The sequence below is a fragment of the Oceanobacillus halophilus genome (genome assembly GCF_003628505.1).
GTDB classification, from domain to species: domain Bacteria; phylum Bacillota; class Bacilli; order Bacillales; family Amphibacillaceae; genus Oceanobacillus; species Oceanobacillus halophilus.
Genome location: NZ_RBZP01000002.1, coordinates 1 through 25,507, shown reverse-complemented (window position 1 = coordinate 25,507; position 25,507 = coordinate 1). Strand labels below are relative to the sequence as shown.

Below are 25,507 nucleotides of genomic sequence, written 5' to 3'. Positions count from 1 at the left end.
TTATAACACGATTGGAAGTTAAAAAGCACTAAACTAGCGAAGGAAATACACGGAGACTCCTTGAAAAAAGAAAACCACTTTTTTCTGCGTGCGATGTAACCCTGCCGAAGCGTTCCTTGTCCTGCGGGATGAAAAGCCTAGGTGAGACTACGGAGAGCGATAGCTCGGAGTAGGCTCAGCAGCGCCCGCGGAAAGCGGAGTGTATTTCCGTAGCGGGTGTTAAGCATTATTCTGAATTAAAGATATTCAAAGTCTATACAAATTACGACACTAAATTTTCTGCAAAATATCCCTTAGAGTACAAACTAAATAAAACTTTAAAATTAGAAAAATAATAGTGTGAGTATCATCACTGAAAGAAAACTATTTCTATTATATGGTGATTATAGAAGTCATAAGAGGGTACCGAAAAAAATTTTGCTTTAATGGAAGCAGATATGTTGAACTTTATACTATAGGGGGGTATAGTATAGTTATAGGAGATAAAAGGAAGTGAAATTTAATGGATAAATTTTTACATGAGCATCCGGTTACCCCTAGAACAGAAGGGGAGAAGAAAGCAGTTGTAAATAGGTTAAAGCGAATTGAGGGTCAAGTAAGAGGAATTCAAAAAATGGTCGATGAGGATCGTTATTGTGTAGATATATTGGTTCAAATTAGCGCAATAAATGCAGCGCTAAAAAAGGTAGGCTTTGAAGTAGCTGAACGACATGTGAAGCATTGTGTTAGTGATGCTGTAACATCTGGCCAAGGCAATGAAGCCATCGAAGAATTAATGGAAGTTATGAAACGTTTTTCTAAGTAACGAACAGGTAAGGGAGGGACATTATAATGAGCGAAGAAAAGCACACCACACTCGGTGTCACAGGAATGACTTGTGCTGCTTGCTCTAGCAGAATTGAAAAAGTTTTAAACAAAATGGATGGCGTTGAAGCACAAGTAAACTTAACAACGGAAAAAGCTAATGTTGAATATGATCCAGAAAAAACTTCCTTTGAGGATATAACCGCAAAAATAGAAAAGCTTGGTTATGGGGTGCAAACAGAAAAAACAGAATTCGATGTAATGGGAATGACCTGTGCTTCATGTTCCAATCGAATAGAAAAGGTGTTAAACAAGCAGAATGGCGTAAAAGTTGCCAACGTTAATTTAGCGACTGAAAGTGCATCCATAGAATATAATCCAGGACTTATGAATGTGGATGCAATCATCGATAAGATCCAAAAACTTGGATATGATGCAAAGGTAAAAGAAGATAGTAAAGAGAACAAGTCACACAAAGAAAAACAAGTACAATTAATGAAAAGAAAACTAGTGATCTCTGCTATTCTATCTGCACCACTATTAGTCACCATGCTCGTTCATTTATTTGGAATGGAAATTCCAGCTATTTTTATGAATCCATGGTTTCAATTTCTATTAGCAACTCCTGTACAATTTATTATTGGATGGCAATTTTATGTAGGTGCCTATAAAAACTTGCGCACTGGCGGAGCAAATATGGATGTTCTCGTAGCTTTAGGTACTAGCGCTGCCTATTTTTATAGTCTTTATGAAGCATTTAAAACAATCGGCAATCCAGAATATATGCCACATCTATATTTTGAAACGAGTGCCATTTTGATTACGTTAATATTATTTGGAAAATATTTAGAAACAAGTGCAAAATCACAGACTACATTAGCTATATCAAAGCTTTTAAATTTACAAGCGAAAGAAGCGCGCGTTCTCCGAGATGGAGAAGAGGTCATGATTCCAGTTGAAGACGTTGCAGTAGGTGACTATTTATTAGTGAAACCGGGTGAGAAAATCCCTGTTGATGGGATTGTGAAGAAGGGGCGTACTTCTGTTGATGAGTCGATGATTACTGGAGAATCAATACCTATTGAAAAAAATGTTGACGCAACGGTGATTGGATCAACTTTAAACAAAAATGGCTCGATTCAGATGGAAGCAACCAAGGTAGGTAAAGACACGGCACTTGCATCTATTATTAAGGTTGTAGAAGATGCTCAAGGGTCTAAGGCGCCAATTCAGCGTTTGGCAGACGTGATTTCTGGTTATTTCGTTCCGATTGTTGTTGGCTTCGCGATTATAACTTTTATTATCTGGATTACACTCGTACAACCTGGTAACTTTGAAATGGCATTAGTAACAGCTATAGCCGTACTAGTTATTGCTTGTCCTTGTGCACTAGGTTTAGCTACTCCAACTTCCATCATGGTAGGGACGGGTCGAGCAGCAGAAAATGGAATTCTTTTTAAAGGTGGAGAACATCTTGAAAGAACTCATGAATTAGAAGCGATTATTCTTGATAAAACAGGGACAATTACGAAAGGGAAGCCAGAAGTTACCGAATTTGAAGGTGATCAGGAAACATTACAGTTACTCGCAAGTGCGGAAAAAGGATCCGAACATCCATTAGCTGAAGCGATTGTGGCTTATACCACGGAGAAGGACATTGAACTAAAAGATGTGGATGATTTCTCTGCTATACCGGGTCATGGTATTGAAGCAACCATTTCTACTAGTCATATTCTTGTTGGTAACCGTAAATTAATGCATGACCATCAAATAGATATTGAAATTGCAGAGCAGCAATTAGTTGATTTTGAAACGGATGGAAAAACTGCAATGTTAATTGCAATTAATGGAGAATACCGAGGCATAGTAGCAGTTGCAGATACGATAAAAGACACTGCCATTGATGCTATCAAAGAATTGAAAGAGCTTGGATTGGAAGTTATTATGTTAACTGGGGATAACGAGCGTACTGCAAATTCTATTGCCAAACAAGTTGGTATTGATCAAGTGATTGCTCAAGTGCTTCCTGGAGAAAAAGCAGAAAAAGTAAAAGAAATTCAATTGCAAGGAAAGAAAGTTGCCATGGTTGGTGATGGAGTAAACGATGCTCCAGCATTAGCAATTGCAGATATTGGTATTGCAATAGGAACAGGTACAGAAGTGGCCATTGAAGCAGCCGATGTGACGATACTAGGCGGAGAACTACTTCTTATTCCACAAGCAATAAAAATGAGTAAGGCAACAATTAAAAATATCCGCCAAAACTTATTCTGGGCTTTCGCCTATAATAGTGCGGGTATTCCTATAGCAGCATTTGGATTATTGGCACCTTGGATAGCGGGTGCAGCAATGGCATTTAGTTCCGTAAGTGTTGTTACTAATTCGCTCCGATTGAAGCGTGTTAAAATATAAGTTTTTTTATCCGTATCCCTTATTTTGAGTAAATGGGAACCAACAAGAAATGGGGGATAAACTTCCATAAAAACTTAATTCAGTTCTATATATTTTCAGGAAGGAACTTTAAAGGGGGTGAAATTATTAATGAAAACAACATTGGATGTAAAAGGTATGACTTGTGGTCACTGCAAAATGTCTGTCGAAGGTGCTCTGAATGAACTTGTTGGGGTATCAGGTGTGGAAGTTGACTTAGCTACTGGCAAAGTAGAAGTTTCTTACGACGAATCTAAAGTTACTTTAGAACAGTTACAGGAAGCAGTAGAAGATCAAGGCTATGATGTAGTAGCATAATTTTACTTAGATAATATAGCTGATTTCCATTGCATAGTGGGAATCAGCTTTTTAAATACGATACTTTCTGTAAATTCAGCTGCTTTTAAACTGTGTCTGTGTCGGGAGTGGTGGAAAATACGACGTAATTAAACATTCTTTTAGTAATGCTCTTGCTCGTTTTAAGAGTTTACATTCGCTTCGGCAGAATAATAATAATAACCTACAATATTTCCCAAAATAGTCATAAATTATGACAAAAATAAGGAAATAAAAGAAATGGATTGATTAATTCATTCCCTAGGTTTAAAATGTTTACTTAGGGAAACATTTAATTTTATTTCTGTAAGGAGATCTTATGATGATTGAATATTTTTTATCTCTTGATCCTTTTCTACAAGCACTAATAGGTACATTATTTACATGGGGAATGACAGCACTTGGTGCTTCTTTAGTATTTATGACAAAAACTGTGAATGTTAAGCTGTTAGATGGAATGATGGGGTTTGCTGGGGGAGTAATGATTGCTGCAAGTTTTTGGTCATTGCTTTCACCAGCAATAGAGATGGCTAAAGGAGGTAGTGTCCCCGCGTGGATACCTGCAGCAGTTGGATTTATGTTAGGTGGTATCTTTTTATGGGGCATCGATAAGATACTCCCTCATCTTCATCCAAATGCATCGATAAGTGAAGCAGAGGGAATACAGCCAAATCGCAGAAAACGTAGTACACTGCTGGTTCTAGCAATTACTCTTCATAATATACCGGAGGGGCTGGCGATAGGTGTTGCCTTCGGTGCATTAGCTAATGGGTTCCCCGAAGCGTCTTTAGCTGGTGCTATTGCCTTAACCATTGGAATAGGTATTCAAAACTTCCCAGAAGGTGTTGCGGTATCAATGCCGCTTAGAAAACTTGGGATGTCAAGAAGAAAGAGTTTTTATTATGGTCAATTTTCCGGAATGGTGGAGCCCGTATCAGCAGTTATAGGTGTGTTAGCTGTTACCTTGATGGAGCCATTATTACCATATGCATTAAGTTTTGCAGCTGGAGCGATGATCTTTGTCGTGGCAGAAGAGGTAATCCCAGGTTCACATGAAGAAGGAAATAGGGACTTAGCATCAATGAGTGTGATGATCGGTTTTACGGTTATGATGATTCTTGATGTGGCATTAGGTTAAGAGGTTTTATATAATATCAATATAAAAATAAATGAAAAACTACTCTAAAGAGGCTGGGGGCAAAAGTAGTTTACGGAAGGATTAGAACTATGAGAAGTGCAGTTACTTCGGAGTAAATTCACTACAAAGTTCACTTTCGGATTTATCCTTATGACTCTATCCCAGCCTCTTCTAGAGTCAAGAAAAACGTATTTTTATTCTTTGTATAAACTTACTTCATTTTTCCTCCAGGAAATTTTTGTTGAGTTAGCATATCAGGAATGCCTTCATAATAGGTTTTACTGAAAAAGGTTGCTACTCGATTCGTCCACGTACTATGTCTTTGGTTGGAGCTTCTCTCTTTTAAGTAATTTACATAGGTCTGATTATAATTTTCAAGTAGTGGTCCTAAATCATGATTGTATCTCTCTTCATGATAAACGGCTTCTTTTGGTAATCTTGGTTTTTGACCAGGGTCTTTTTCTGGATATCCAACACATAAACCAGAAATGGGTATGACATAAGATGGTAAGTTCAATTCTTTAATTACTTCTTTAGAATTTCTGCGGATACCACCTATAGGTACCGTTCCTAAGCCAAATGATTCAGCTGCTGTGACTGCTGTACCAAGCGAAATACCAACATCTGTTGAACCTACAATGAGAGTATCAATATCTTCCAATGCCTTGACTGAAGTGTCTTCTATCTGGCTAGCTAGATAAGTTCGATAAAAATCAGCACAAAATACAAGAAATACCGGTGCCTCATCAATATGTTTTTGATTGCCGCACAACTCAGCTAAACGCTTTTTTCTTTCTGGGTCTCTAATGGCGATAATAGTAGTATGTTGTCCATTAATCCAATTTGGCGCTGCCTGTACTGCATCTATAATCTTATCTAACTCCTTGTCATTAACAGGTTTATCCTGGTAAGATCGATAGGAACGATGAGAGAGTAATGTGTCTATGACTTTATTCATGTTATTCCTCCTGACTGTACTATGTTTCTACTGTTTAACTTACAGAAGTTTATATTTAAAATCAAAACTTTTACATTATTTTCTTTAAATGGCTGTAATTTTATATTTTTCGTGTGCAGACCTAGAATAAAACCAAAAAAATTAATTATTTTTATTGCGAAATGTCAGAAATTACTATATAGTATAAATAGAGGGATAGCGAGCTATCTATATTTTTTGGGTGTAAAATGAATGAGTATTCATTCAAAATGTTAGGGGGAGGAAATATGAAGTACCAAGTGAAAAAAGCTGCAGTCTTAGGTTCAGGAGTTATGGGATCAAGTATAGCGGCACACTTAGCAAATGTAGGTATACCAGTATTGATGTTGGATATTGTGCCACACGAATTGACAAAAGCAGAGGAAAAAAATGGACTTACCTTAGAGCATCCTGGTGTACGGAACCGAATTGCTTTACAAAGTAAAAAAGCATTGCTTAAACACAAACCTTCACCAATTACAACAAAGAGAAGCCTTGACTTAATAGAAGTTGGTAACATGGAAGATGATATGGAGAAGTTAGCAGACGTTGACTGGATTATTGAAGTCGTTGTTGAAAATTTAGATATTAAGAAAAAAGTGTATGCAAATATAGACAAACACCGCAAACAAGGAACGATTGTTAGTTCCAATACTTCAGGTATATCTGTTAACGATATGATTGAAGATTGCTCTGATGATTTGAAAAAGCATTTTCTTGGTACACACTTTTTTAATCCACCAAGATACTTAAAATTATTAGAAATTATTCCAACGAAATATACAGATTCAGAAGTTCTTTCCTTTATGAAAATGTTTGGGGAGAATGTTCTTGGAAAAGGTGTTGTGGAAGCGAAAGATACACCGAATTTTATCGCAAATAGAATTGGAACTTATGGCTTGCTTGTTTCAGTCAGAGAAATGCTAAAAGGCGGATATAGTGTCGGAGAAGTAGATTCCGTTACTGGTCCAATGATTGGCCGTCCGAAAAGTGCAACGTTCCGAACATTAGATGTTGTTGGGTTAGATACATTTATCCATGTAGCTGGCAATGTTTATGACAATGTGGACGGAGAAGAAAAAGAAGTATTCGAAGTACCTGACTTTATGAAGAAGATGAATGAGAATGGCTGGATTGGTGCCAAGAGTGGCCAAGGCTTTTTCGTTAAAAAGGGTAAAGCAATTTATGAATTAAATCCTGAAACACTAGAGTATGAAGAAAGGAAGAAGTTAAAAACAGCAGCAACGGAGATGGTTAAACAGGAAAAAGGCACACGCAGAAAACTGAAAGCGCTTGTAAATGCCAAAGGGGATCGTGCGGCAGACTTAGTGTGGTCTGTTCTTAAACCAACTTTAATTTACTCCGCAGAGTTAGTTGGAGAAATTGCCGATGATATTGTTGCCATTGACCAAGCGATGAAATGGGGATTTGGCTGGGAAATTGGTCCGTTTGAAACATGGGATGCCATCGGTTTAAGAAAATCAGTAGCTCGCATGCAGGATGAAGGAGAGACGGTACCCAAATGGATTATTAATCTATTAGAGGATGGTAATGAATCTTTTTATAAAGAAGAAAGCGGAAATGTGTTTTTCTATGAACAAGGTGAATACAAGGAGCAAGCTTTTAACCCAAAAGAAATAAACATTAAGCGTTTGAAAGAGAAAAATGGTGTTATTAAAAAGAATGCAGGTGCTAGTTTAATAGATATGGGTGATGGCGTTGCACTTCTAGAGTTCCACTCCAAGAGTAACGCATTAGGATTAGATTCCATTCAAATGATTAACTATGCGATTGATAAAGTCGCCCAAAATTATGAAGGACTTGTTATTGGGAATCAAGGGAAAAATTTCTGTGTAGGTGCAAACGTTGGATTAATGTTAATGGAAGCACAGGATGAAAACTTTGATGAATTGGACTTAGTTTTTCGTCAGTTCCAAAATATGGCGATGAATATTAAGTATTCGGAGAAACCAGTTGTTACTGCAGCTTTTAATATGACTTTAGGTGGTGGGGCAGAAGTTTCTTTACCTGCTGCAGCCATTCAGGCATCCACTGAAACCTATATTGGACTAGTAGAAGTAGGGGTTGGTCTTATCCCAGGCGGCGGTGGTACCAAAGAGCTTTATTTGAAAGAACTGCGCAATCTGCCTAAAGGAATTAAATTTGATTTAACGAAAGTAGCCAATGATGTTTTTGAAAAAGTTGCTACAGCTAAAGTTTCCACTTCGGCTGCAGAAGGGTTTGAAAATGGATTTTTAGGTGCTGGAGATAGTATATCTGTCAATCCGGACCATCTATTATATGATGCAAAACAAAAGGTATTGGCGCTTGCGAAAGCTGGTTATCGAAAGCCAACTCCTGAGAAAATTCCAGTGGTTGGAGAAGCTGGTTATGCTGCTATGCTGATGGGTGCAAAATCACTACAATATGGGGGATATGCATCAGATCATGATCTGAAAATTGCAGAAAAATTAGCATATGTGCTAAGTGGAGGTCGTATTAAAGAAGGTTCATTAATAGATGAACAAGTCATGCTGGATTTAGAAAGAGAAGCATTCTTAAGTTTAATTGGTGAACCACTTACACAAGCAAGAATGCAACACATGTTAATAAAAGGCAAGCCATTACGTAATTAAAGGGGGAGGCATTATGAAAGAAGCAGTTATTGTTTCAGGGGCAAGAACACCTGTAGGAAGAGCATTTAAAGGTTCTTTAGCGAATACAAGGCCAGATGATTTAGCTGCACTAACTATTAAAGAAACGTTGAAACGTGCAGATAATTATGACGGGAATATTGATGATGTGATTATAGGATGTGCAATGCCAGAAGCAGAACAAGGTATGAATATGGCACGTAATATTGCAGGGTTAGCAGGATTAAAGCATGATGTGCCTGGAGTAACGATAAATCGTTATTGTTCCTCGGGGTTACAATCAATTGCATATGCAGCGGAGCGTATTATGGTCGGAGCCAGTGACACAATGATAGCAGGTGGAGCAGAATCTATGAGTCTAATACCAATGGGCGGGCATGTGATTAAGCCTAATGCTAAGCTTGTCCATAATGCTCCAGGCTATTACATGAGTATGGGGCACACAGCTGAAGAAGTAGCAAGTCGTTTTAATATATCCCGAACTGAGCAGGACGAATTCGCTGCCAGAAGTCATGAAAAAGCGGCGAAGGCAATTCAAGACGGGAAATTTAATGACGAAATTGTACCTGTAGAAGTAACCGAACGGGTTATAGGCAAGAACAATAAGGTGGAAGAGAAACATTCGACTTTTGAAATGGATGAGGGAGTACGTGTCGGCACAAATACTGAAGTATTAGCTAAGCTACGACCAGCATTTAATATGAATGGTTCTGTAACCGCAGGAAACTCTTCACAAATGAGTGATGGGGCTGCATCTGTCTTGTTGATGGATCGAGAAAAAGCAGAAGCAGAAGGATTGGCACCAATCCTGAAATTCCGTTCTTTTGCTGTAGCAGGAGTGGAGCCTGAAATAATGGGAGTAGGTCCAATAGCTGCTATTCCAAAAGCACTGCAAATTGCTGGATTAGAATTATCTGATATCGGATTGTTTGAATTAAACGAAGCATTTGCTGCTCAAGCAGTACGTGTTGTGCAGGCATTAGATTTAGACATAGATAAAGTGAATGTAAATGGTGGAGCAATTGCCCTAGGTCACCCACTCGGCTGTACGGGTACTAAATTAACACTAAGCCTTATGCATGAAATGAAACTAAAGAATGTTCAGTTTGGTGTAGTTACGATGTGCATTGGCGGAGGAATGGGAGCTGCAGGAGTATTCGAACTGCTATAAATACTTCTGTCATTTAGATCTAATAATTAATATCTATAAAACTATAATTCCTAGAAAGGATGATACAGATGAGTGAAACAAAGGAAAAGCTATTTAAAGGTGGAGCATTTTTGACTGAAGATTTAACGAGTGACGATATCATAACACCAGAGGATTTTACAGATGAGCAAAAAATGATTGCCAAGACTACCGAGGAATTTATTGATAAAGAAGTAAGACCAAACCTAGATGAGTTAGAAGAGCAGAATTTTGATATATCAGTAGAACTTCTTAAAAAAGCTGGAGAATTAGGTCTTCTAGGTGCCGATGTTCCAGAAGAGTACGGTGGCTTGGGGTTAGACAAAACAAGTTCTGCTTTAATCACAGAAGAATTTTCTCGCGCTGGCGGATTTTCGATTACTCATGGTGCTCATGTAGGTATTGGGTCCCTTCCAATTGTGTTTTTTGGTAACGATGAACAGAAAGCAAAATACCTTCCAAAGCTTGCAACAGGTGAATTGATTGCAGCATATGCTTTGACGGAAGCAACTTCGGGTTCTGATGCTTTAGGAGCCAAAACAACAGCTGTCCTTAATGATGCTGGAACACATTATATATTAAACGGTGAAAAACAATTTATTACGAACTCAGCATTTGCAGATGTATTTGTTGTCTATGCGAAAATTGATGGTGAGCATTTCTCCACATTTATAGTAGAAAGTGATTTTCCTGGTGTATCTACTGGGGCAGAGGAAAAGAAAATGGGAATTAAGAGTTCCTCTACACGTACTTTAATTCTTAATGATGCAGAAGTTCCAGTTGAGAATTTATTAGGTGAAAAAGGAAAGGGACATAAAATTGCTTTTAATATCCTTAACGTTGGCCGATATAAATTAGCAATTGGCGGAGTCGGTGGTGCTAAAGCTGCTTTAGAAGTTGCAGCTGAATATGTAAACGAACGTAAACAGTTTAATACAAAAATTTCTAGTTTTTCATTAACGCAAGAAAAATTGGCGACGATGGCTGCGAGAACTTATGCTAATGAGAGTGCAGTATACCGTACAGTTGGCTTGTTTGAACAAAGAATGGGTTCTCTTACAGACGAGCAATTAAAAGATGGTCGTGAAGTTGCTGCGGCAATCGCAGAATATCAAATTGAGTGCTCGATGAACAAATACACTGCAACGGAAGTATTGGATTATGTCGTGGATGAAGCTGTTCAAATGCATGGTGGAAATGGGTTTATTCAGGAATATGAAGTAGAGCGTATGTATCGTGATTCACGGATTAATCGTATTTTTGAAGGAACAAATGAAATTAATCGCCTGCTTGTACCGGGTACTCTTCTGAAAAAAGCAATGAAAGGTGAGCTGCCATTATTGCAACAAGCTCAGGCTTTACAGGAAGAGCTAGTAATGAAGATGCCAGAAGAAGTTGGCACAGGTACGTTGGAACAAGAAAAATATCTGCTTAGAAATGCGAAAAAACTGGTATTATTTGCTGCTGGAATAGCTGCGCAAAAATATATGCAGAAGATTGAAAGGGAACAAGAAATACTTGTAAATTTAGCAGACATGGTGGCTGAAGTTTATAATATGGAATCAGCTATTCTTCGTACGGAAAAAGCGATCAACAAATCCGGTGAAGAAGCAAATAAACAAAAACTTCTATATACCCAAGTTTACGTGCAAGAAGCATTTAATCGTATGGAAGTTGATGCAAAAGAAACACTTATTGCAGTGGAAGAAGGCGACAATCTTCGTATGATGTTATCATCTTTACGCAAACTAACTCGTCATACACCAATCAATGTCATTGCTAAGAAGCGTGAGATTGCTGCTGCAATTATTGAAGAAGAACAATACGTACTATAAAAAAACACCTTAAGATAGAAGCAAATCCACCCTCTTTGTTTTCAAAGAGGGTGGATTATTTTAATCAACCAATGATAAAGACACTTTTCTAAAGGCTATTTTCTAAAAGATTGTAAGATTGTTGATTTATTTATTTCAGAGTAGTGTAAGGGATGATAGAGAGTATATTTTATTAGAATCGTTTATAATTGTTTTGGCGCATATCTATATGAACTGGAAGTTTTTTCTCCAATTAACTAAATGCAAACGGATGTCTTAGTGTATCTTCAAAACAAAACATGATAAGATGATTGAAAAGTAATGTGAGGGGGTAAATCATGTCATTAACATTTTATTGGTATCCTAATTGTGGGACTTGCAAAAAAGCCAAAAAGTGGATGGATGAAAATAAGATTGACTACAATGCAGTACATATAGTGGAGGAACCTCCATCAAAGGAAGAATTTTTGGATTTCATTGAAAGAAGTGGCTTACCTGCGAAGAAATTTTTCAACACAAGTGGGAAGAAGTACAGAGAATTAAATATAAAAGAGAAGATAAAAGATGCATCTGTAGAAGAGATGGCAGAAATTTTAGCTTCGGACGGTATGCTTATTAAACGACCAATTGTTACAGATGGAGAAAAAGTTACAGTAGGATTTAAAGAAGAAACGTTTGCAGAAGTTTGGTTGTAATGTATCGTTCTTGTGTGAGAAATAGCGCTAACTTATTTTTGAGTTAAAACAAAGAAACTTAGACAGGAACTTCAGGTGTAGCAAGTTTATAACTAGAAAAATACTATATGACAAGGTATAGTAAAAGTGAATGATATAATGGAGGGATTTAAAGTGAGTTTACCAGAAGATTTATTATATTCTAAAGAACATGAATGGGTAAAAAAAGAAGGAAATAAAGTTCGAATTGGAATTACAGACTTTGCTCAGGATGAACTTGGAGATATTGTTTTTGTTGAACTTCCTGAAGCTGGGGATGAGATTACTGTAGATGAGCCATTTGGAAGTGTGGAGTCTGTGAAAACAGTATCTGAACTATATGCACCTGTTAGTGGTACGATTGTAGAAATTAATGAAGAATTGGAAGATAGTCCAGAATTTGTCAACGAGTCACCATATGAAAAAGCATGGATGGTTGTAGTCGAAATCTCTGACGAATCAGAACTGGATAACCTATTAAAAGCGCAAGAATACAAGGATTTAACAGAAGAATAATTATTAAATAAAACGTAATCTGACAAAATTTATAAAAACATCCATGGGCTAACTAACATTTATCGAAAAAAGTGTATAGTTAGCCATTGCTTTATCATATACTGAATTAAACTGAATAAGTACAAAAATTAAGCATCTTGTTTGCTTACATAAGGAGTGCTGTGTGATGATAACGACTGAGTCAGAGAAAATAATCATAGTAGAAGGGTTGACTGATAAACGTCAAGTTCAAAAAGTTATCAATGACGATGTAACGATTGTCTGCACGAACGGTACACTAGGTGTGGAGCGTTTCGATGAGATGTTGGAAATGTATCATTTAGATGATAGGGATGTTTTTATATTAGTTGATGAGGATCATTCAGGAGTGAAGTTAAGAAAACAATTAGCTCGTGAACTTCCGCATGCTGATCACATCTACGTCAGCAGTGAATATCGAGAAGTTGCAACAACTCCTGAGCATATACTTGCAACAGCATTAGTAGGCAAACATTTCTCAGTAAATCCCAACTTTCTATTAAAAGATGTATAATGGTTTAATGAGAGTGGGTTTTGTAGTACAGTACATTTACCCACAACATAAAAAAGTTAAACATTTAGGGTGGTATTTTTGCAAGAAATTACAGAAGATATTTTAAATCAAGAAAGATATATACTATATATTTATACCCCATTTTGTGGTACTTGTGGATTGGCAAGAACCATGCTTGAAAAAATTGAATCTGTTCATCAAATGGATGTTTTTTATGAAATGAATGCATCCTACTATCCTGATTTTATGCAGGATAATAAAATTGAGAGTGTTCCATGTTTATTAATTAAAGAGAATAATGAAATAAAGGAAAAGGTTTATGCGTTTAAATCAATCGCTAATATCTATTCTTATTTGATGGAATATAAACCTGAACTTTTTGTAAAAAGTTAAACTGAAATCGGCGAATCTAGCCGGTTTTTATTTTTACTCTCTTTATTAGATTCTTTCTTTTTATAGCAGTGTGTCAGCACGCGGAAAGCGAAGTATAAATTTCTTAACAAAAGAATATATTATTTCATTATTCGGCTTTTGTTGACAATACGAAATCTATTATGCTATTATTATCAGCATACAATCTATGAATAATAATTTTTCTCTTATCAAGAGCGGGGGAGGGACAAGGCCCTGAGAAACCGCGGCAACCTTCAAACATACTTGTTTGAAAAAGGTGCTAATTCCTGCAAAGCATTGGCTTTGGAAGATAAGAGAACGGATGACTTTGCTATCTTACGTCTTTCTGTTCTCTTACAGAAAGACGTTTTTATTTTGCTATATGTTACATACTAAAAAAGCAATGTCTGTTTGTTGTTGTAGTAAATAAGGAGGAATCGTTTTGATTTCGATTAAGGGTTTGCGGAAGGTCTTTACATCAGAAAATAAGGAATTAACAGCAGTTGATGATTTGACCCTTGATATTAAAGAAGGCGAAATTTTTGGAGTGATTGGTTATAGTGGTGCAGGAAAAAGTACCTTTATTCGATTGCTAAATCGTCTAGAAGAACCATCTTCAGGGAATGTTGTTATCGATAAACAGGAAATAACGGCATTAAAAGCAAATGAGCTTCGTACGGCAAGACAGGATATTGGAATGATTTTTCAGCACTTTAACTTGCTATGGTCTCGGACGGTTGAGGATAATATTGCATTTCCGTTAGAAATAGCTGGTGTACCGAAAGCCGAACGGGTGAATCGAGTTCAAGAACTAATCCGGTTAGTAGGATTATCAGGAAGAGAAAAAGCATATCCCTCCCAATTAAGTGGGGGTCAAAAGCAACGTGTTGGTATTGCACGTGCGCTAGCAAATAACCCGAAAGTTTTACTTTGCGATGAGGCAACATCCGCACTAGATCCAGAAACAACCAATGCCATATTGGATTTATTAGTAGATATAAATCAAAACTTGGGGCTTACAATCATTCTTATTACTCATGAGATGCACGTCATTCGAAAAATCTGTCATAGGGTTGCCGTTATGGAACAAGGGAAAATTGTAGAGCAAGGTGACGTTTTGGAGGTTTTTACACATCCGAAAGAGAAAGTTACGAAAAAATTCGTAGCACAAGTAATGGGTTCGGATGAACATGATCAGTCAGAAGAATTGTATTACTTGATTGAGAATTTTAAAAAAGGAAAACTTATTCGACTGCATTTTTTAGGCGAAACAACCAATCAAACATTAATCAGTCAATTAGCAAAAAACTTTCCTGTAGATATTAATATTCTGCAAGGGAAAATAACACAAACACAAGCAGGTGGTTATGGAACATTAGTTATTCAGTTCTCTGGTGACTCGAGCGAGATAGAGAAGGCTATTCAATTTATCCAAAAAGAAACCTCGGTAGAAGTGGAGGTTATCAAGGATGCTAAGTAATATAAAATTTGATGATATATGGACAGCTACGTATGAAACATTATATATGACCATCATTGCGTTGATAGGTACTGCAATTTTAGGAGTGTTATTAGGATTACTACTGTACCTCACTTCTAAAGATGGAATTTGGGAAAGTAAAACTGCAAATGCTGTGGTCGCTAGTATTGTTAATGTGTTTCGTGCAATTCCCTTCATTATATTAATATTGTTGTTATTCCCATTTACTGATTTTATTATTGGTACCGTTAGAGGACCTACAGCAGCATTACCGGCATTAATTATCGGTTCTGCACCATTTTATGGAAGATTAGCTGAAATAGCTTTTCGTGAAGTTGACAAAGGCGTGGTAGAAGCAGCTCATTCAATGGGAGCAAAAACAAGAACGATTATTTTTAAAGTACTATTACCTGAATCCATGCCAGCATTAATTTCGGGGTTAACAGTTACAGCGATTGCTTTAATAGGTTTTACGGCAATGGCAGGAGTAATAGGTGCAGGTGGTTTAGGAGATTTTGCTTATTTCTATGGATTTCAGCGTCGTCAATTTGATGTTGTATTACTTTGTACCATCCTAATTCTAGTTATTGTTTTTATTATTCAGTTCATTGGAGACTTAACTTCCAATAAAATAGATAAAAGATAAAGGAGAAGACATGATGAAAAAATTATTAGCATTATTAACCGTATTATTATTAACTGCATTTCTGGCAGCTTGTGGCGGGGGAAATGAAGAAGATACATCCAATGAAAATGCTACTGACGACACAACAGCAGAAAGTGAAGAATCTGCAGATGAAACAGAAGCTACAGAGGAAAACATTGAGCTTACAATTGGTGCTTCCAGTACACCTCATGCAGAAATCTTACAGGAAGCGCAGCCTCTTTTAGAAGATGAAGGAATTTCTATTAACATCGAAGAATATCAAGACTATGTGTTGCCGAATGATGATTTAGAAAATGGTACCCTTGATGCAAATTATTTTCAGCATATCCCATACTTGAAACAAACCATTGCTGATACAGGCTATGAATTAGATTATATTGACGGGATTCACGTAGAGCCTATGGGTGTATATTCTCAAAATGTAGCAAGTGTAGATGATATTGAAGAGGGGATGGAAGTAATTATTAGTCGTTCCATTTCTGACCATGGACGTATCTTGGCTTTATTTGAAACACAAGGATTAATTACATTAGATGAATCAGTAGATAAATCAGCTGCAACTATTGATGATATTGCTGAAAACCCACTTGATTTAACATTTTCACCAGATGTTGATCCGGCACTATTGCCTGAAATGTATCAAAGCGAAGAAGATGCTTTAGTTGCCATTAATACCAATTATGCGATTGAAGCAGGGTTAAGCCCGTTAGAGGATGCATTATTTATTGAAGATGAAGATTCAGAGTATGTTAATGTTATTGCAGTTCGTTCCGCAGACATAGAGAATGAAGCTATCACTAAACTTGTAGAAGTACTTCAATCTGAAGAAATTCAAAATTTCATCCTTGAAAATTACGAAGGTGCAGTAGTTCCAGTTGGAGGAAGTAATTAAATAAAGAGTAATCCGCAGTATTTGCTAGTATTTTTTAACATAAATAAGTATATACCCTTTTGTATGCTTCATAATTGAATATACCTACATTTAACCTGTTAGATAATTCGAATTTTGCTTTGTCTTATACTTTTTCAAGTGATAATATAGGATTAGACATTTTGAAAGGGATGATTAGGTAAAATCATGAAGTATACTCCTGAAATGGAAAAGGCTATGGAACAATCACATGGGATGAATTTTGCGGAATATGAGCGCAAATTTTCCAATCGTATGAAAGTGGAACAGAAACGTGAAAGAGACTATGAGATAAGCAAAAAAGTTGTAGCTGAGGCAACCTCTCAAATGCATAAATAAGTAGGTGAAAAAATGCTGGTATTCACAAAATACCAGCATTTTTTACACGTAAACGGCTAAGAAGTCAAATATAAATTAAGAACGCTTTTCCAATGTGATCTTTACGTAATTTGTATAGACTGTTGATATCTTTCATTCAGAATGGTGCTTATTATCCGCTACGGAAATACACTCCGCTTTCCGCGAGGAGCTGGTGAGCCTTCTCCGTGCTGAAAAGCGTGTGCGCCTGCGTCTTCCAGTAATCCTTCGAAGCGGGCTTTCTCGGCGCAAGGGAACGAGGAAGAATATTCAATTAGTTCCCTCACTACGCAGTCTCATCAGCCGCCCGCGGAAAGCGACTGCCCGGAGCGGAAATCAACAACGCACCTTATTTCACATTTATTCTTTAATTAAATAAATCAGCACTTTGTATCAAGTATGCAGTTATAAAGTAACAAGAATTAAGATTAGGTCCCTAAATTTAGGAGCCAGTACAAAATAAAAGATTTTTAATCTTTTATTTATATATACATATGGTTTTGGCAATTATAGTTAGGAGATACTATACTGATAGTGCAAAAAGTAGTAAAGAATGCATTTTTTTGAACATTTACTAAAAAGAGTCTAAAATAGAATCTAAATGTTGTTTTTCTATTACTCAGGTTGATAGTTAATAAGTTGATTATTAATTGGAAATGCTTTAAGATTGTAATGAGAATAGATTGAGAATGAATGTATCATTCATTTCATCATAATAGAAACAAAAATATCAGTCTTTGGAGGTATAGTTATGGCAGGATCAGTGTTAGAAATTAAGAATCTTCATGTAGAAATTGAGGGTAAAGAGATATTAAAAGGTGTAGACCTTACGATAAAAGGTGGAGAATTCCACGCAATCATGGGACCAAATGGAACAGGTAAATCAACACTTGCTTCTGCAATCATGGGTCATCCTAGTTATGAAATTACAGATGGAACAATTACCCTTGATGGCGAAGATGTGTTGGAAATGGAAGTAGATGAACGCGCACGTGCAGGTCTTTTCTTAGCTATGCAATATCCTAGTGAAATCAGTGGGGTAACTACTTCTGACTTTTTACGTTCAGCAATCAATGCGCGCCGCGGAGAAGGAAATGAAGTTTCATTGATGAAATTCATCAAGGGATTGGACGAAGACTTAGATTACCTTGAAATTGATAAAAATATGGCAACAAGATACTTAAACGAAGGATTTTCAGGCGGGGAGAAGAAACGTAATGAAATTCTTCAATTGATGCAATTAAAACCAGAAATTGCAATCCTGGATGAAATTGACTCCGGTCTTGACATTGATGCATTAAAAGTAGTATCAAAAGGAATCAACAAAATGCGTAATGAAAACTTCGGATGCTTAATTATTACTCACTACCAACGTTTACTTAACTACATTACACCTGACTATGTACATGTAATGATGCGTGGACGTGTTGTTAAATCAGGTGGACCAGAACTTGCAAAACGTCTTGAAGCAGAAGGTTATGACTGGATTAAAGAAGAACTAGGAATTGAAGACGAAACTGTAGAACAAAACGCGTAATGGTTAGGAGGAGTAATATGACTGTTGAAACAAAGCTTCCATATAATAAAGAATATATCGAACAGTTTTCAACCAGCAGAAATGAACCAGAGTGGATGAAGACTTTACGACTACAGGCATTGGAACAAGCAGAAGAGCTTGAAATGCCGAAGCCTGATAAAACGAAAATTACAAGATGGAATTTTAGTAATTTTAAGCATGAATACACAGAAGGTAAATCGATAGAATCAATTAAAGACTTGCCTGAAATCTTGCAAGACTATTTTGATCAAGAAAATGTTCCACAAAACTTGCTTATTCAACGTAATCATTCTGTTGCTTATGCAACACTAAGTGATGATTTAAAAGATAAAGGTGTTATTTTTACTGATATATTTACAGCATTAAAAGAGCATAGTGATTTAGTGGAAAAGTACTTTATGAAAGAAGCAGTTTCTATTGATCAAAATAAGTTAACAGCATTGCACGCAGCTTTATTAAACAGTGGTGCATTTATCTACGTACCGAAAAATGTAGAAATTGAGGACCCGCTGCAAGTTGTATTCTGGCAGGAAAATCCTGAAACAGCACTATTTAATCATGTTATCGTAGTTGCTGATGAAAATAGTAAAGTAACATTCGTAGAAAACTATATTTCGAACAATGATGATCAAGAAACAGTTGCTAACATTGTTGAAGAAGTAATTGCACATGATGGGGCAAAAATTTCCTTTGGTGCTGTAGACAATCTTGCAGCAGGAACAACCTCTTATGTAAACCGTAGAGGCGTTGCTTACAATGACGCAACTATTGACTGGGCGTTAGGTCAAATGAATGATGGAAATACCGTTTCTGAAAATATTACTCATCTAATAGGGAACGGCGCTACTTCTAAGGCTAATGCTGTATCGGTTGGTCGCGGAAAACAGATTCAAAACTTCACAGCAAATATTGTTCAGCATGGTAAAGCAACAGATGGCTTTATTTTACAGCGTGGTGTAATGAAAGATAGTGCAACTACAATCTTTAATGCTATTGGTAAGATTGAACATGGTGGAACAAAAGCAAATTCTGAACAGGAGTCTCGTGTGTTAATGCTTAGCCCGAAAGCTCGTGGAGATGCTAACCCAATTCTTTTAATTGAAGAAGATGATGTTACTGCAGGTCACGCAGCATCAGTTGGCCGAGTGGACCCAATTCAAATGTATTACTTAATGAGTCGTGGCTTAGCTAAAGAAGATGCAGAACGCTTAGTCATTCATGGTTTCTTAGCACCCGTTGTTAATGAACTTCCAATTGAGTCAGTGAAGAAACAATTGACTCAAGTAATTGAAAGGAAAGTATACTAATGGATATCAAAGCCATTCGTGAAATGTTTCCGATTCTTAATCAGGAAGTGAATGGAAATCCACTTGTATACCTTGACTCCTCAGCAACTTCACAAAAACCACTGCCCGTTATAGAGGCAGTGGATGAGTATTATCGAATGGATAATTCTAATGTGCATCGTGGGGTTCATACACTAGGAACAAGAGCAACTGATAAATATGAAGGTGCTCGTGAGAAAGTACGCGCTTTTATTAACGCAGAAAGCACTGCTCAGGTTATCTTTACAAGAGGTACAACGACTTCTATAAATTATGTAGCTTATGGTTATGCACGTCAGAAATTACAACCTGGTGATGAAATTGTGATTACACCGATGGAGCACCATAGTAATATTATTCCATGGCAGCAAGCTGCTGCTGCAACTGGAGCAACTTTAAAATACATCCCCTTACAGGATGATGGAACGATTACATTAGAAGATGTTCGTAATACAGTGACAGAAAATACAAAAATTGTAGCAATCACACACGTTTCCAATGTACTTGGAACGATTAATCCTATTAAAGAAATTGCAGACATTACCCATGACAATGGTGGAATTATTGTGGTAGACGGGGCACAAAGCGTACCACATATGAAAGTAGATGTAGTTGAATTGGATTGTGACTTTTATGCATTTTCCGGTCACAAAATGGGAGCTCCCACTGGCATTGGCGTACTATATGGAAAAAAGGAACTGCTAGAAGAAACTGAACCAGTTGAATTTGGTGGAGAAATGATTGATTTTGTTAACCTGTATGACTCTACATGGAAAGAACTACCTTGGAAGTTTGAAGGTGGGACCCCAATTATAGCTGGAGCAATTGGATTGGGAGCTGCGGTTGATTTTCTAAGTGATATTGGCATGAATAACATTTATGAACACGATAAACGCTTAGCAAATTATGCAATGGAGAAATTAAATACAATCGAAAATATTTCCATTTATGGTCCAAATGAACGTGGTGCTCTTGTAACATTTAATTTAGATGATGTGCATCCACATGACACAGCTACCGTTCTTGACTCAGAAGGAATTGCTGTCCGCGCAGGGCATCATTGTGCACAACCATTAATGAAATGGCTAAATGTTGCTGCAACTGCTCGTGCAAGCTTTTATTTGTATAATTCAGTCGAAGATATTGACGCCTTGGTAGACGGACTCTTAAAAACAAAGGAGTATTTCGGGAATGTCTTTGAATAATCTTGATACACTATACCGACAAGTGATAATGGATCATTATAAGAACCCTAGAAATCGTGGGATTGTGGATGGTGATGCCGTTTCCGTTGATATGAATAACCCTACTTGTGGGGATCGTATTAGACTACAGTTAAAAGTAGAAGACGGAACTGTAATAGATGCAAAATTTGAAGGAGAAGGATGCTCCATTAGCATGTCTTCTGCATCCATGATGACGCAAGCGGTTAAAGGGAAAAATATAAATGATGCCTTAAAAATGTCTGAAGTATTTTCTGACATGATGTTAGGGAAAGATTTAGATAGCGATTTAGATTTAGGGGATATTGAAGCATTGCAAGGTGTCTCTAAATTCCCAGCAAGAATAAAGTGCGCTACACTAGCCTGGAAAGCAATGGAAAAAGGCGTAAAAGAGGAAGATTAGGATAGAAGATTAAAGAATAGAGTATTCTTGATCTGTTGTCAGTACCTAAAGGAGGTTTTATAATTGTCTAAGAAAGTACCTGAAATAGAAGAGTATCAATATGGGTTCCGTGACAAAGACGTATCTGTTTTCCGTACGGAGCGAGGATTGACTCGTAAAGTTGTGGAAGAAATCTCAAAAATGAAAGAAGAACCTCAGTGGATGTTAGACTATCGTCTAAAAGCATTAGAGCACTTCTATGAGCGTCCAATGCCACAATGGGGTGGAGATCTAACTGGATTGGATTTTGATGAAATTGTTTATTATGTAAAACCATCCGAAAAACAAGGAAGAACCTGGGATGAAGTACCAGATGAAATCAAACAAACATTTGATAAATTAGGAATTCCAGAAGCAGAACAAAAATATTTAGCTGGTGTATCCGCTCAATACGAATCTGAAGTAGTTTACCACAGCCTGAAAGAAGACTTAGAGGAACTAGGAATCATTTTCAAAGATACGGATACAGCATTAAAAGAACATGAAGAACTTTTCAAAGAGTATTTTGGTAAGGTAGTTCCTTATTCCGACAATAAGTTCTCAGCATTGAACTCAGCTGTATGGTCTGGTGGATCTTTCATTTATGTTCCTAAAGGTGTAAAAGCAACCACACCATTGCAAGCGTATTTCCGTATCAATTCCGAGAACATGGGACAGTTTGAACGAACATTAATTATTGTTGATGAGGGTGCTTCCGTACACTATGTGGAAGGATGTACAGCACCAGTTTATACAACTAATTCCTTGCATAGTGCGGTTGTAGAAATCATTGTTAAGAAAGACGGTTACTGCCGTTATACTACGATTCAGAACTGGGCAAATAATGTCTATAACCTAGTTACAAAACGTGCAACTTGTGATGCTAATGCAACCATGGAATGGATTGATGGTAACATTGGTTCTAAGCTGACAATGAAGTATCCTTCTATTCACCTAAGAGGTGAAGGTGCACGTGGTAATACTATTTCTATTGCTATTGCTGGTAAAGGTCAAGTACAAGACGCTGGTGCAAAAATGCATCATTTAGCACCTAATACTTCTTCTACTATCGTATCAAAATCATTCTCTAAACAAGGTGGTAACGTTACTTACCGTGGGTTAGTACACTTTGGACGTAAAGCAGACGGAGCACGTGCAAATATCGAATGTGATACATTAATTCTGGATAACGAGTCAAAATCTGATACCATTCCTTATAATGAAATTTACAATGACAATATTTCATTAGAGCATGAAGCGAAAGTTTCCAAAGTATCAGAAGAACAATTATTCTACCTAATGAGTAGAGGTTTAACAGAAGAAGAAGCGACAGAAATGATTGTAATGGGCTTTATAGAACCATTTACAAAAGAACTTCCAATGGAATATGCAGTTGAAATGAACCGTCTAATTAAGTTTGAAATGGAAGGTTCAATTGGATAATATTCATAAAATCCCAATTCGGCTTAAGGGCTGAATTGGGATTTTTTAGAATCGAATGATGGTGTTCTGATAAAATAGGATTAACATTTACAAATCCTAACTAATTTGTAACCCGATAAATTAGGAATCCTTTCCAATTAATGCTAAAATTAAATTTGGAATTCATAGAGATGGAAGGTTAATACAATGGTTTTTATAATATGTTTAGTAATAGGGATGTTGACGGCCTTTATTGGATCTATAGCTGGATTAGGTGGAGGAATCATTCTTGTCCCTAGTTTATTTTTTATGTATAGTATTTCTCCATCCTTTGCATGGGCAAATCCACAAACCATCGTAGGAATTTCATTAATCACCATGATTTTCACAGGATTAGCATCGACTTTGTCCTACCTTAGAGCAAAACGAGTTGATTACAAGACAGGTTTACTTTTTCTATCAGGAAGTTTACCTGGTGGAATCATCGGATCATGGTTAAATGAATATATTAATGCACAGGCCTTTTTAATATATTTTGGTATTTTAATGGTTATAATCTCTTTATTATTTTTTATAAAAAAAGATAAATTTAAAAGAACTATAGATCCTGATTCTAGCGGTGTCCGTACCGGTTCGTTATATGGTGAGACATTTCAATACCGAGTAACATTTGTTCCCGCTTTTATTCTTTCCTTTATTGTTGGAATTCTGTCTGGATTATTTGGTATTGGCGGGGGTTCGATTATGGTTCCTGCCATGATGTTATTATTTGGAATTCCCGCTCACATTGCAACTGCTACATCCATGTTTATGATTTTCTTTGTAAGTATATTTGGCGCAGGTACACATGTGATATTAGGGCATATTGCTTGGGAATATGTTTTCTTTTTTATTCCTGGTGCTTTACTTGGTGGAGTATTGGGTGCAAAAGTAAATCAATTACTTCCTAGTAAATCAGTGGAATGGATATTGAGAATATTACTGATATTTATTGGCTTACGAATGGTATTTCAGGGCATCTCTTAGTAGGTTAAAAAGAAAGCTTTTTTTCTATCAAATGTATCTGACGGTTTTTAAACCTTAGTTTTAAAGGAGTATGACTAACTAATGCAAGAAAAATTGTACTTTTATTATACAAATGATTTACATAGTAACTTTGACCAATGGCCAAGAGTAGCAGGGTTTATGAAAGACTCTATTTCTTCCCGAAAGGCACGTGGAGAGGAGTATTGGTTAGTAGATATTGGTGATCATATGGATCGTGTACACCCCATTTCCGAAGCATTTATGGGTAAAGCCAATGTACAGTTAATGAATGATTTGAACTATGATATAGCTACTATTGGTAATAATGAAGGTATTACACTATCTCATGATGATCTTTTCCATTTGTATGATGATGCAGAATTTGATGTTGTATGTACTAATATAGACACTACAGATAATGGGAATCCTTTATGGTTGAAAAGATCTGTAAAAACAACATCTGTTAGTGGAGTGAAAGTTGGATTTATTGGACTGACTGCACCATTTAATGATTACTATCATCTCCTTGAATGGCACGTATCTCCCATTTTTGAAATCCTTGATAACTATGTTTCTATATTAAAACAGCAAACGGACATAATTATCCTTTTATCGCACTTAGGTATTAGTGAGGATCAGGCCATTGCAAGAAGGTACAAGGAAATTGACTTAATTATAGGCGGCCACACCCACCACTTATTGCGCACAGGTGAAGCAGTTAATAACACACTGATTACAGCAGCTGGAAAACATTGTTCATTCGTTGGAGAAGCAATCCTAACTTGGGACCATTCTTTAAAAAAATTGGTGAAGAAGGAAGCATATGCAACGGAAATAACCAATTACCCGAAAGATTTAGCAACAGCTCAATCAGTACAACTCTTGCAAGATGCTGCAGATAGAAGTCTGGGTTATACAATTGTACATGCCGATCGTCCAATTGAGGTAAAATGGTTTCAACATACAAAAATAATGCAAGAATTAACGAATACATTAAGAAGGTTTACGAATACAGATATAGCAATGTTAAATTCAGGATTGCTATTAGACCAGCTTCCTGCAGGTAATATTACGTATCAAGATGTCCATCGTATATGTCCTCACCCTATCAATCCCGTAACGGTGGATTTATCTGGAAGCGAACTGATGGAAGTGATTCGTGCATCCTTTACAAAAGAATTTATGGAACTAAAATTAAAAGGATTTGGATTCCGTGGTGAAGTATTAGGTAGAATGATTTTTTCTGGCATTCAAGTAGATACGGATTATCATAAAAATGGCGAGGAGTTTGTGAAAAGAGTTTCTCTGCCTAATGGAAAGCCGTTAGAAGCAAATGAAATATATAAAGTAGCAACTGCAGACACTTTTACGTTTGGCAGATTATTGCCGGAAATTGCAAGATCAGAAAGCAAAAAGTATATCTTGCCAGAATTTCTCCGTGATTTATTGGCAGAAACATTACGAAAAAACTTCCTATAGACTATAATATAATCGTTTGTTTCGCATTTTGTATAGACTGTTGACATCTTTAATTCAGAATAGTATTGTTCTCGCTCACACTGATGATTATTTTGTGCAGTCATTCGCTCCGGCAGAATACTTCGCTTTCCGCGGGCACGGCCT

23 protein-coding genes and 1 riboswitch are annotated in these 25,507 nt (G+C 36.7%); of the genes, 22 read left to right on the top strand and 1 reads right to left on the bottom strand.

Annotated features, from left to right (window positions below):
- The first annotated feature begins 502 nt into the window (after positions 1-502).
- From D8M06_RS04215 to D8M06_RS04200, 4 genes are all read left to right on the top strand, one after another.
- Positions 503-805 carry a metal-sensing transcriptional repressor gene (locus D8M06_RS04215; RefSeq protein WP_121203122.1) on the top strand — a complete coding sequence of 101 codons (303 nt, stop codon included), beginning with the start codon at positions 503-505 and terminating at the stop codon, positions 803-805.
- A 26-nt stretch (positions 806-831) separates the two neighbouring features.
- Positions 832-3,216, top strand: a complete 2,385-nt coding sequence (locus D8M06_RS04210; RefSeq protein ID WP_121203121.1) for a heavy metal translocating P-type ATPase — start codon at positions 832-834, stop codon at positions 3,214-3,216.
- A gap of 129 nt (positions 3,217-3,345) precedes the next feature.
- The gene (gene copZ, locus D8M06_RS04205) at positions 3,346-3,552 is read left to right on the top strand and encodes a copper chaperone CopZ (protein WP_121203120.1); all 207 of its coding nucleotides are present in this window, start codon (positions 3,346-3,348) and stop codon (positions 3,550-3,552) included.
- A gap of 340 nt (positions 3,553-3,892) precedes the next feature.
- Entirely contained in the window at positions 3,893-4,708 is an 816-nt protein-coding gene (locus tag D8M06_RS04200) for a ZIP family metal transporter (RefSeq protein ID WP_121203119.1), read from the top strand.
- Positions 4,709-4,919: 211 nt separating this feature from the next.
- Here the strand turns inward: D8M06_RS04200 and D8M06_RS04195 are convergent, their stop codons facing one another.
- On the bottom strand, positions 4,920-5,666 hold the full coding sequence (locus D8M06_RS04195; protein ID WP_121203118.1) for an NADPH-dependent oxidoreductase: 747 nt from the start codon (positions 5,664-5,666) through the stop codon (positions 4,920-4,922).
- A 266-nt stretch (positions 5,667-5,932) separates the two neighbouring features.
- Between D8M06_RS04195 and D8M06_RS04190 the strand changes: the two genes are divergently transcribed.
- The 18 genes from D8M06_RS04190 (at position 5,933) to D8M06_RS04110 (ending at position 25,363) form a co-directional block, all read left to right on the top strand.
- Positions 5,933-8,320 (top strand): 3-hydroxyacyl-CoA dehydrogenase/enoyl-CoA hydratase family protein, encoded by a 2,388-nt coding sequence (locus D8M06_RS04190; protein WP_121203117.1) that lies wholly within the window; start codon positions 5,933-5,935, stop codon positions 8,318-8,320.
- 13 nt (positions 8,321-8,333) lie between these two features.
- Positions 8,334-9,509 (top strand): acetyl-CoA C-acetyltransferase, encoded by a 1,176-nt coding sequence (locus tag D8M06_RS04185; protein WP_121203116.1) that lies wholly within the window; start codon positions 8,334-8,336, stop codon positions 9,507-9,509.
- 68 nt (positions 9,510-9,577) lie between these two features.
- Positions 9,578-11,362, top strand: a complete 1,785-nt coding sequence (locus D8M06_RS04180; protein ID WP_121203115.1) for an acyl-CoA dehydrogenase family protein — start codon at positions 9,578-9,580, stop codon at positions 11,360-11,362.
- Between the two features lie 317 nt (positions 11,363-11,679).
- On the top strand, positions 11,680-12,036 hold the full coding sequence (locus tag D8M06_RS04175; protein WP_121203114.1) for an arsenate reductase family protein: 357 nt from the start codon (positions 11,680-11,682) through the stop codon (positions 12,034-12,036).
- Between the two features lie 153 nt (positions 12,037-12,189).
- On the top strand, positions 12,190-12,570 hold the full coding sequence (gene gcvH / locus D8M06_RS04170) for a glycine cleavage system protein GcvH (RefSeq protein WP_121203113.1): 381 nt from the start codon (positions 12,190-12,192) through the stop codon (positions 12,568-12,570).
- Positions 12,571-12,736: 166 nt separating this feature from the next.
- Positions 12,737-13,102 carry a toprim domain-containing protein gene (locus tag D8M06_RS04165; RefSeq protein ID WP_121203112.1) on the top strand — a complete coding sequence of 122 codons (366 nt, stop codon included), beginning with the start codon at positions 12,737-12,739 and terminating at the stop codon, positions 13,100-13,102.
- Positions 13,103-13,180: 78 nt separating this feature from the next.
- The gene (locus tag D8M06_RS04160) at positions 13,181-13,495 is read left to right on the top strand and encodes a thioredoxin family protein (protein ID WP_121203111.1); all 315 of its coding nucleotides are present in this window, start codon (positions 13,181-13,183) and stop codon (positions 13,493-13,495) included.
- Between the two features lie 203 nt (positions 13,496-13,698).
- Positions 13,699-13,812, top strand: a riboswitch (SAM riboswitch).
- A 125-nt stretch (positions 13,813-13,937) separates the two neighbouring features.
- Positions 13,938-14,975, top strand: a complete 1,038-nt coding sequence (locus D8M06_RS04155; protein ID WP_121203110.1) for a methionine ABC transporter ATP-binding protein — start codon at positions 13,938-13,940, stop codon at positions 14,973-14,975.
- The gene (locus D8M06_RS04150) at positions 14,965-15,621 is read left to right on the top strand and encodes a methionine ABC transporter permease (protein ID WP_121203109.1); all 657 of its coding nucleotides are present in this window, start codon (positions 14,965-14,967) and stop codon (positions 15,619-15,621) included. The genes D8M06_RS04155 and D8M06_RS04150 overlap by 11 nt, the downstream gene beginning before the upstream one ends.
- Positions 15,622-15,634: 13 nt before the next feature.
- On the top strand, positions 15,635-16,534 hold the full coding sequence (locus D8M06_RS04145) for a MetQ/NlpA family ABC transporter substrate-binding protein (protein ID WP_121203108.1): 900 nt from the start codon (positions 15,635-15,637) through the stop codon (positions 16,532-16,534).
- A gap of 186 nt (positions 16,535-16,720) precedes the next feature.
- Positions 16,721-16,891, top strand: a complete 171-nt coding sequence (locus D8M06_RS19950; protein WP_170150258.1) for a YuzK family famiily protein — start codon at positions 16,721-16,723, stop codon at positions 16,889-16,891.
- A gap of 769 nt (positions 16,892-17,660) precedes the next feature.
- Complete coding sequence (gene sufC, locus D8M06_RS04140) at positions 17,661-18,446, top strand: Fe-S cluster assembly ATPase SufC (RefSeq protein WP_121203107.1); 786 nt, start codon at positions 17,661-17,663, stop codon at positions 18,444-18,446.
- A gap of 17 nt (positions 18,447-18,463) precedes the next feature.
- Positions 18,464-19,774, top strand: coding sequence for a Fe-S cluster assembly protein SufD (sufD, locus tag D8M06_RS04135; protein ID WP_121203106.1), 1,311 nt, complete (start codon positions 18,464-18,466; stop codon positions 19,772-19,774).
- A complete protein-coding gene (locus tag D8M06_RS04130; protein WP_121203105.1) occupies positions 19,774-20,997 on the top strand; it encodes a cysteine desulfurase in 1,224 nt (407 codons plus the stop codon). The genes sufD and D8M06_RS04130 overlap by 1 nt, the downstream gene beginning before the upstream one ends.
- The gene (gene sufU, locus D8M06_RS04125; RefSeq protein WP_121203104.1) at positions 20,984-21,418 is read left to right on the top strand and encodes a Fe-S cluster assembly sulfur transfer protein SufU; all 435 of its coding nucleotides are present in this window, start codon (positions 20,984-20,986) and stop codon (positions 21,416-21,418) included. Before D8M06_RS04130 ends, sufU begins: the two co-directional genes overlap by 14 nt.
- A 63-nt stretch (positions 21,419-21,481) precedes the next feature.
- Entirely contained in the window at positions 21,482-22,879 is a 1,398-nt protein-coding gene (sufB, locus tag D8M06_RS04120) for a Fe-S cluster assembly protein SufB (RefSeq protein ID WP_121203103.1), read from the top strand.
- A gap of 186 nt (positions 22,880-23,065) precedes the next feature.
- Positions 23,066-23,884, top strand: a complete 819-nt coding sequence (locus D8M06_RS04115; RefSeq protein WP_121203102.1) for a sulfite exporter TauE/SafE family protein — start codon at positions 23,066-23,068, stop codon at positions 23,882-23,884.
- 81 nt (positions 23,885-23,965) lie between these two features.
- Positions 23,966-25,363, top strand: coding sequence for a bifunctional metallophosphatase/5'-nucleotidase (locus D8M06_RS04110; RefSeq protein ID WP_121203101.1), 1,398 nt, complete (start codon positions 23,966-23,968; stop codon positions 25,361-25,363).
- Positions 25,364-25,507 lie beyond the last annotated feature (144 nt).